The organism is Oceanobacter sp. 5_MG-2023 (genome assembly GCF_030548165.1).
GTDB lineage: Bacteria > Pseudomonadota > Gammaproteobacteria > Pseudomonadales > Oceanobacteraceae > Oceanobacter.
Map to the genome: position 1 here is coordinate 1 of NZ_JAUORS010000041.1, position 9,014 is coordinate 9,014.

Sequence of the window (9,014 nt, forward strand, 5' to 3'; positions counted from 1 at the left end):
GACCAGGTCTGGTGTGGCGACATCACCTACATCTGGAGCGGCCGGCGATGGAGTTATCTGGCGGTGGTGCTGGATCTATACGCTCGCCGGGTTGTTGGCTGGGCCATGTCGTCCAGTCCGGATGCGGACCTGGTTGTAAAGGCTCTGGATCACGCCTGGGAGCAGCGTGGTCGTCCAGAGAAAGTCATGTTCCACTCAGATCAGGGAAGTCAGTACGCCAGTCGTAAGTTCCGTCAGAGAATCTGGCGCTATCGAATGACACAAAGCATGAGCCGGCGCGGCAACTGCTGGGACAATGCACCGATGGAAAGGCTATTCCGGAGCCTGAAATCGGAATGGATACCGGCCCTGGGTTACCGAAATCTGCCTGAGGCTCAAAAGGATGTTGGGAGCTACTTGATGGACTACTACAACCGGCAACGACCTCACTCATTCAACGGCGGCATTTCGCCTGTTGCAGCTGAGGAAAACCTTAAAATACTGTCCGGGATTAGTTGACCACTACAGCCCCTGCGCCACCCTGATATTTAATCCACACCTAAAGCTTTGTATGCAGCATCCACAGGATCAGCATAAAAACTTGTTTGGAACTTGGTAAATAATTCGACAGGGATAGAGGGTATATCCATTGCACTACTCATTGGCAACGCCACTTTTTTGGCTCCGGCATCAAAAGCAACTTGCAAACACTCGGCGATGCTTTCTACCGGTGTCACGCTGCCACCCAAGCTCATGTCACCCATCACAACCATTTGACCCTGTATCGGTTTTCCAAGCAATCCGGAAGAAAAAACCACCAAACTTGCTAGTGATAGATCGCTAAGAGACCCGGTATTCTGAAGCTCTACAATGTGAAGGTGAAAATCGTGTTCATTAACCTTTGTTCCAGCACTGATACGGGCCGCATTGGCTTTAAAAAAATCAAAAGCGATTTTAACTTTCTCTTTAGCTGCCGAAGAGTTCCATAAGCCCGAAGTCGCCAGTTTTCCTGTTCCTTTGGTAACCTGAAGCTCTACACGATACAGCCCTGGCAGGCCCTTGCTGCCAAGACCAATGGTATAAAGCGTACCGGGTTTGGAAGGTTCTTGTGGAATCAAGGAACCACCACCCTGTTCTTTTACCGAGACAAAACTTTCTTCCAGGGACTCATTATCAATATAGCTAAAGTGCACATCATAAAATTCCATACCACCAATTTTCTTTAACTGCTCTTTAACGCGGCGGCGAACCTGTAATGCGTACTCCAAACACTGGCGCATATCTTCTTTATCAAATTCGCCATGAGGGAATAACAACTTAAGCAAACCCGAAGTAGTTTTACGAACCGCAATCACATCTCGTTGGTTTAAGTTATTACCCAGTTTGAAGTACTTATCAATACTGTCAGCAAAACTGCGCTTACGCATTTCACGATAAAACTCAGCCAAATAGTCAACAATCAAACCATAACGATCGGTAAAAAATTCAGGCCGCATTTTAGGTACTTCCCAACCTGGTATATACGCATGAAAGCGATCAAAAAACGCAGAATCAATCATCGCATCAGGGAATGGAGCCAACAGGTGGCCCATTTTCACCAACGACTCAATACTCTGATTAATATTACCGATAAATACCATACCCGCAGACGCCTCCATCTGCTCACGACCACGGGCAAAAGAGCCAGATGCCATATAGTCCTTCATGATCTGCACGCCATCTTTTTCTTTAAATGAAATACCAGCGACCTCATCAAAAGCAACAAGATCCCACATACCAACCAGGCCCATTTGACGGGTGCTCATATTATAAAAAAGATTGGCGACCGTTGTTTGACCACCCGAGACCAAAATACTATTCGGCGAGCACTCTTTATAAATATGCGACTTACCCGTTCCCCTGGGGCCTAACTCACACATGTTGTAGTTGTTTTCTACAAACGGAATCATACGAGCTAACAAGTGCCACTGAACAGTCTCATCAAAGGCCGCAGGCTCCATGCCAATCGAACGGATCAAAGTTTCATGCCACTGCTGGGTCGTCAGGTGTTTACGCTTCTCAAAAAGCTCTGCCATATTCATATTAGGCATCTGAATAGGCTTCAAAATCGTCACACCAAACGGGGAACCTCTTTGGCCTTCTTCATGGTAATAATTCATGGTGGCTATACACCAGATTCCACCGACTAGCAGTTTGTCGTATTCTTTAACAATACTTGCTGAAATGTCAGCATCGCGAATACCCAGATTACTAAAACTCGCTTCATACTTGTCTATCCTCTCGTTTAAGCGCACAGAAACACGGTCAATCACCTTATAACTTCCACGCTCACGAATTAATGACTTAACCTTTTCCGCTTCATCCGGTCTGACGTAGTTATCCATTAAAATATTTTTGACATTCTGCAGCCCTTGCTCAATCACCTCAGGATCGTCGCTTGCACAATACATACCGAGCAAATACTCCAGAACATAAACAGGAACATTAGCGCCCTCTTTAATCAGCTTGGTTAAATCTTTACGCACCACACGACCGGCAAAGTGCATATTCAGTAATTCATCCAAGTCTTCATTGTCAGAAGCACTAGCAACGGGTTCATTCAATGTATTCATAATCATCCTGTCGAAAAAAGTCTTCGCTAGCCCTAAAAGAAGTCATCGGTAAATGCCAGGTCAATAGTAACCTTATAACGTTCAATTTCAGTCTCTAAATCTTTATCTTTAATAATCAAAAAGTAATCATTATTACGATTAAAATCATTACCCTGTAGAGACAAACGAACCTTCTTCACCCGATCGCTCATCGAATCAGAAACACAATCAAAAGTAATCACCTCTTCACTTGATATCAGTGTCTGACCGTTGTAAATCCCAACAACCACTGTGGTTGCAATTTTCATATCATCCACCGCATCGGTTTGTAAAAAATCGAAGCTTTGAATATTATTCACCATCTTCAAGCCAGGTTTGGCCGATATTACACCCACTTTGCTCCTGGTTCGTGCGGCGGCATTTTCACCTCGTAACGCCTTAACCGTCAGCACAGGCACGACGATCTCTTGCGGCATAATACCGCCGTGTACAAACCTTGCTCCACCAACAAAGTGGAAACGGTTAGCCCCCTTGGGAACCCAAAACCTGGTATCGCTTTCAGTGCCTGCGGTGTTCTTGGTCGAACCATAAAGCGCGTCTTTAGGCTTGGGGAGGTTCTGCCCAACCACATAGCGCTTCTTGCTTTTGATCACGTCGGTTGGTTTGTCTTCCAAGCTGGTTCTGTCTGCGGCTTCCAACTTGCCTTGCTGGAACAAGAAACCATGGTCGGCCGTCACAATAACGGTCGAGGTATTAAAGTGCATCTGTGCTTTACGAACCAGTTCGGCTAATTCATTAATCGCATCGTTAACTGCCTGAAAGGTTCTGCTCTCAGTCGCAGCCACATCACCAATCGCATCAACAACGTTGTGATACACATAAATCAAATGCTGATCTTTCAATGCCTGACGCCCCTCATCACGGGACCAGTTATGCAGTGTCTCAGCCGTAATCACCATGCCACCATAAGCCCGTAAAATCTTATTACGCTGTGTTAAACCCTGGCTCGACATTCCATTGATTAATACATCATCACTATCGCCTTTATAATCCAGGGTATTGTGCGGCAATAACGACGCCATTCCCAAAGTGGTATAACTTGGAACAACACCTAACTGACTGCTCAAGGTTGCCTTGCTGTAACGTTTTTCATTCACACGCTGCTCTAGTTCAACCGCCGCTTCATAACGGAACGCATCCGAAACAATCACCATCACACGTTTTTTTTGCGTATTATCAACCAAAGGCTTAACCGCCTGTTTATAAAATTGATGCTGCAGCGGGATATCACTTATGTGCCAATTATCCAGACGATGTTCGTTGGCTATTCTATCACCCCAGTTTTTGGCCAAATTATCGATAAACCAATAGCTGTAACATTGCTCAACGGCACTGTCGAGTTTTTTAAGCAAATCAATATGAGCCACCATAGAAGCAGCAAGATAATGACGATATGCCATATCAAACTGATAAAGCTCGCTCTGATACGCTGTATACAAAGCATCACAGCTCGGATAATGAAACCCTTCCTCGTGAGTTTTACGCAGTTGGAATAATCGTATCGACGCCTCAAGCGCATCATAAATATTTCGATAGCGCCTGCGCGTATCATCATCTTTATGGCGAGAAGCCCAATAGTTATCGCGACGTTGCCCTAGCACATCACTAAAGCTTTGCAACTCACGTAAATTCGCCTCAGGAATAACATCCGCCATCGATACAATAATTTGTGCTTCCACCGCTTCAAAGGTCGCCACCGGTGCCAAAGACGCCAATGGAATACCCTTCAATTTTTCACGAATATTTAAACTATCCGATACCCAGCCAGAGACCTTATCAAAAGCAGTGTAATAACGAGAGCTATCACGCCACCGCGAATTCAAGGCACGAACCGATGCTTGTGCAGTTGCCGAAGGCAATAGTTGGTTAGCCGCCCAATCAGGAATATCCCCCAGGTTTTCACAAAAACCCGTTACCAACAGGCGAATCATAAAGCGGCCAAAATTAAAGGCGACATCACCTTTTAACTCTTCAACACTCGGCTGATAACCAAAATACAGCTGCAACTGCTCAACAAAGGTTTTCTGCAGGCCAAACTTTAAAAAGTCATCCACCATCGGCGGAGCAGACTCAAGCCCAAGATCATTTTCTGCCGCCTGTAATGCCATGGCGAAAATAATATGATTGACATCTGCATCTTCAGCTTTTGCCAATATCGCCATCATCGCCAGATCAATCGCCAATTCATCAGCGTTGGGATACAGCCACTTTTTAAGGTGAGTCAACCGGCTCTTGCTGCCTAAAAACTTATCCCGTTGCGCTAAATGTGCACGCATTGACTGCTGATGAAGCCCCAGATCGTTAAAAATAATTGACACTCTGTCGGCAAAAAAGCTTCTCGAATAGAGCTTGATATCCAACAGCCAGTCATCTTCAACACTCGGTTCTGCATAAGGAAAGTACAACAAGTATTTTCCTACGGTATCTTCCAACTCCAATTTCAGCTTAATACCCAGTTGGGACTCACCTTTCATATTTAAAACAGTCACGTCATCCAGATTAAGACTATAAATATCGGTCTCAAAATCATTGCTGGCGTCATACCAGAAAACCAAACGATGGCCTTCCGTAAAGAATGCTTGCTTCAATCCGTCGGTTAATTGTGTGATATTCATTAAAATAATTACCCAACCATCGCTACTTAAATCTATTTAATTTACTTACGTTATGCTTTACGAGACTTCGGCAAGCTCTGGAAAAGCCCCCAGATTGCCAGCTTCTATGACAAGTCAGCAATTTAAAATCTCCCAATACAATCCATAGTTCCGGTTTTATGGGGAATAGCCACATTTCAGGGCTATTTTACTTATTTAAGCCAGCAGCGCCAAATATTCAAGTTTTATTAATATTGATTTCTTAATGTTTAGTCCCTTCCATAATTTTTTCATCAATACTTTTCAATCCACTTAACAGCATACGTCCCATGAACCGACTCGGTTTCGATGCTAAAACCTTATAACCCATTTCTGCTGCATCCACCATTGCTTTGGCTGTCCCTTCTACGGCAACTCCAGCGCCTGCAAAGATAGCCTCAACGGCATCACCACCATTTTTATACTTGTCTGAAGCATGGTTAATACCATCTATAGTGGCAAAAAAACCCAGCCCTCCAAGACCCGTCAGAATTGCATCTCCTGCTGTATCACCAATATCGACGATAGAACCTCCCAGAGCCCTATCTACTACACTGGTAATATCTACATTACTGTAGCCTCCATCCATGGCGCCAGTCGTTAGGGCCACTTCAGAGGTGGCAATGACAGGGATTGATTCCTCAACACTGTAAATATATGTCTCGCTATCTGTTGCCTTAATCTGAAATTCAACACCATCGATAACAATATCAGTATCTTCATGATTAAAGTGCTCATGCAACTGACCACCAGTATCGGCGGCGACCAATTGCTCAAAATAGGCACCTTTGGTTAACGCAGCTAATCCCGCGAGACTTTCAGTAGACAAAAATAATGATTCCCACCATATATCTACATCAGACATATCTGAAAAATTAGTATTTACGCTTCTGAGGGCATCATAAACATCCCCGGCATTATCTATATCATTCCAAACTGAGACAGGCACTGATAATGCAGCCAACCAAAAAGATTTTTGTAAAAGATTAGAATTAAAGTTTTCCTGGCAACCGTAACATTCAACATAACGATTAGCCTCTGCCAGCGCAGCAGAAATACGCATAATGGCTTTTTCTCTCAACTGATCTAAATGAGAATTTAAATCATTTAATTCATCCTCATACTGAATATCAATATTTTCTCTCAAGACATCCAGTTCTGAGATTGCCTTATCAATTTCGACAAAATCAGGGCCATCCAAATATTTAAGCTTATCCCACCAAGAAAAACTATTATAGGAAACTGTCCATTGCCAGTCAATTTCTCTACGTCGCGCTTTAAGAAATAACCATGAAGCATATATATGACCTCTTGTTTTTAACAAGGGTATTTGGTGGCGAATTTTTTTTAACTTATTATCTACTTCCGACTTGGCGTTATTGAATTCTGCTTTCAGACTTTTTGTTAATTTATTTTGATTTAATGTTGAAATACGTTCATTCAATAGCGGCTGGTAATACTCCAGTAGCTTCATCACCAAATGATTGGAGTCAGCAGCTGACTTGGCTTCAGAAACCAAGCTTTGAAGACTGTTAATTGACGGATCTACAGTTGCCGTCTCAAGACTTTTTAGCCACTTATGGTAAGTGGTTATATATTTATTATCATAATACTTAATAACCATAACCAACAGCACAACGACAATAGGAAAAGCCATTAGTAATTCAATAGTTGTTAATTCCAGCAGCAATGCGCTTTCAAGTGACTTTTCTGCGTTTAAGTAGGCCGTAAAAAAGCCCGGAACAGCCACGACCATCAGCCCTAAAATAACCTGATTCAACTGTTTTCGACATAAAAACTTATGATTATCTATAGCCTCTTGCATTGACAATGAAAAGGCAGGATTTATCTCTGGGTTAGTCATTATAGATGCTCCGACGTTTTGCCATGTATGGCTTTTACTTCCGCTAACAAGTCACCAAACTTGCCGTAGTTTACTTTTACGCCGTCGTCCAGGTCTAACCGGATGCGCATGTCGGCGAAGTGTTTGAGTTTGTCGTCAAACTCGGTGAGTTCGGTTTGTTGTTTTTGCAGTGTGTTTATTTCTTTTTCTAGCTTTTTAATTTCAGCGGCGGAGTCACTCGCCAGCTTGTCGCTTTCCAGGTTGTCGATGTGGGCGCTGAGTTTTGCGGTGAGCGGGATGACGTATTCGGTACGCATACGCGCGAGTGTGCTTTCGTTGTAACGATGTAAGTACACTAAGCACTGGAAGGCTTTTTGTTTACCACTGCTAAACAACCAATAGATTGGGCGTTTTTTGTAAGTTTGCATGTGGTCTTTGTAGAATTTATCGCAAAGGTAACGACGGATGGTATCGCGGCTGTCTTCGCCTTTTTTCGGTGATAGGTTGGCGGCTAAGAAGTCGAGGTTTTCTTCTAGGCTTTCCGCAGGCCACGCCACAGATATAAACTCAACCAAGCGGTTAGCGGCATCATCGGCAAACCATTCTTTATCGGTGAGAGGAATAATGCCGTCGTCGTCGGCCGGGAATTTGGTGTACGCGCCTCTTTCAACTAAGTCATCAAAGCCTTCGTTGCCGCTATTGGCATAAATAAGACCTGGCTCATCTAAGCTGTAACGGCCCATCATGCAGCCGATTGCATAAGAGACTAGCTCGGCCATGGTGTCTTCACGGAAGCGGGCATTGCGCTCTTCTTCGGTGCCTTTTATACCGTAGCGATAGGCTGGGTTTACCGTAAGAGTTATTTGCTCGATGGGGACTTCTGGAGTGAGCTCATCTTGCAAGCCATAAGCATCTATGAAGAGGCGGTTATTTTCCTCCTCTAAACGCCTCACCTCGTCGAAGGTGTCACGGTTCTGGCCGTTCCAAACTGTGTAGCTGGATTCAAGTGTGGTATTAGATTCTGATAAAGCTGATAAGATGGGGGGATATTGGAAATCCCAAGAACGCTCGTAGGCATTCCAGTCCAGCTTATTAAGCTTAACAAGCGAACGGGCATTTCCGCTCGGACTCTGCCCGCATTCAATCATTGGAATTTTCCCGACATCCGTAACCTGATTAGAGAGTGTCGGGCTGACAAGACTTAGGAAATAGTCAGACACTCTGGAGTTTAATATTGCAAGGAGATTGAAATCATCGCTTTCAGAAAAAAGACAAGGTGAGTTTTCACCAAAATTTACATCTTTAGTTTTCAATCTAAAAGAAAGCGTTCCCGATGTAATTCTGGACCAAGTGATTCCAGTTTTGTCGTAATAGCTAGAGTCCCTAAGTCGATAGTTATTTCCGCTATTAGCGATCTCTTGGCCATTGTTTTTCAGATTCAAAACAGACTCTCTGTTCCCATACCAACGTCTAAAATCACCACCTCTCACAATTGGAAACCACTTCTTGTTACTACTTACCTGAAATTTCAATTGTATTTCTTGGCAGTTAACCTCAAACCATTCTCTATAAAACCGGTCATTATCTCCCGTGCTAATCCCAGATTTAAGCTCAGACCAATTGTGTAATTGCTCAAAGCTTGAAAAAATGTCAAATACTCTATTTGGTGCCCAGTAGACTATAGTCGCTCCAGGTATTTCTAAAAACTTTCTCTGATCAACCTGGTGTATATCAGATAGATTTTTAGTTAGAAATACCTGCTTTTTATTTGCCGATTGCGGGGCTTTGTTTAAGTCAACATAGCTACCAACAAAGCCATCTACCTGGAGGTTTGTTCTGGTTGAATATCCCGGACACCTCAAGAAGAGATAAACTCTTCACCAACAGAGGTGCCAACCATGAGCCAGA

General features: G+C 43.7%; 5 protein-coding genes. 1 reads left to right on the forward strand and 4 read right to left on the reverse strand.

What is annotated here, in order from left to right; genetic code table 11:
* Positions 1-498, forward strand: a 498-nt coding sequence (locus Q4551_RS15870; RefSeq protein ID WP_303434884.1) for an IS3 family transposase, incomplete at its 5' end; no start/stop codon positions are given.
* A 29-nt stretch (positions 499-527) separates the two neighbouring features.
* Here Q4551_RS15870 and brxL read toward each other — a convergent pair.
* The 4 genes from brxL to pglX form a co-directional block, all read right to left on the reverse strand.
* The gene (gene brxL / locus Q4551_RS15875; protein ID WP_368501414.1) at positions 528-2,591 is read right to left on the reverse strand and encodes a protease Lon-related BREX system protein BrxL; all 2,064 of its coding nucleotides are present in this window, start codon (positions 2,589-2,591) and stop codon (positions 528-530) included.
* A 32-nt stretch (positions 2,592-2,623) separates the two neighbouring features.
* On the reverse strand, positions 2,624-5,245 hold the full coding sequence (gene pglZ, locus Q4551_RS15880; protein WP_303434886.1) for a BREX-1 system phosphatase PglZ type A: 2,622 nt from the start codon (positions 5,243-5,245) through the stop codon (positions 2,624-2,626).
* Positions 5,246-5,486: 241 nt separating this feature from the next.
* On the reverse strand, positions 5,487-7,127 hold the full coding sequence (locus Q4551_RS15885; RefSeq protein WP_303434888.1) for a hypothetical protein: 1,641 nt from the start codon (positions 7,125-7,127) through the stop codon (positions 5,487-5,489).
* A complete protein-coding gene (gene pglX / locus Q4551_RS15890) occupies positions 7,127-8,968 on the reverse strand; it encodes a BREX-1 system adenine-specific DNA-methyltransferase PglX (RefSeq protein ID WP_303434889.1) in 1,842 nt (613 codons plus the stop codon). The genes Q4551_RS15885 and pglX overlap by 1 nt, the downstream gene beginning before the upstream one ends.
* Positions 8,969-9,014: the final 46 nt, after the last annotated feature.

Bases quoted from the DNA above. Each gene is read 5' to 3' on its own strand.
- brxL (WP_368501414.1), bottom strand. From the start codon at position 2,591: ATGAATACATTGAATGAACCCGTTGCTAGTGCTTCTGACAATGAAGAC.
- pglZ (WP_303434886.1), bottom strand. From the start codon at position 5,245: ATGAATATCACACAATTAACCGACGGATTGAAGCAAGCATTCTTTACG.
- Q4551_RS15885 (WP_303434888.1), bottom strand. From the start codon at position 7,127: ATGACTAACCCAGAGATAAATCCTGCCTTTTCATTGTCAATGCAAGAG.